Raw genomic sequence first — 555 nt, forward strand, 5'->3', positions numbered from 1 at the left:
GGCTCGGCGAGCGCCACCACACCGACGCCGCAGGCCAGCACCGCCGTGGCCACCCGGGTGCGGCCCCGGCGGCTGAGGACCAGCGCGCTGCCGGAGAGGATCAGGGCTATGCCGTACAGGCCGACGGTCAGCAGGGAGGGCTCCCGCACCAGGCGGACGAGCATCGTGACGGCCACCGCGGCGGTGACGACCGCGGCGGCGACCGCTCGCACCGACCGGGCCTGACGAGGCGTCAGTCTGGGCCGGGGCGGGGCGTCCGACAGGGGTGTGGTGGGTTCGTCACCGAGTGCCGTCATGGCTGTCGAGCGTAATCCGTAGCCCGCCGGCGCTCGTCAGCGGGCCGCCCTCGGTGGCTGCTCGGGCCACCTCCCGCTGCACCGCTCCGGCCAGCGCTCGGCGGTCGGGGTGGCTGCCCCGGGGTAGCGAGGGCAGCGCGGTCACCTCGGCGATCAGGCCGCGGGCGGCCGCGACCCTGCGCAGCGAGGCGGCCAGGGTGTCCTCCCCGACGAAGGCCGCGACCGTGGTGGCGGACGCGCCGTGCAGCCGGTAGCGGAT

1 protein-coding gene and 1 pseudogene are annotated in these 555 nt (G+C 76.8%); both read right to left on the reverse strand.

What is annotated here, in order from left to right; genetic code table 11:
- Nucleotides 1-296, reverse strand: a 296-nt coding sequence (locus ACYVE9_RS28020; protein ID WP_461030690.1) for a hypothetical protein, incomplete at its 3' end; no start/stop codon positions are given.
- Nucleotides 280-555: pseudogene (locus ACYVE9_RS28025) on the reverse strand (hypothetical protein); the annotation flags it as partial. The gene ACYVE9_RS28020 and the pseudogene ACYVE9_RS28025, both read right to left, overlap by 17 nt.

The organism is Streptomyces sparsus (assembly GCF_054776295.1).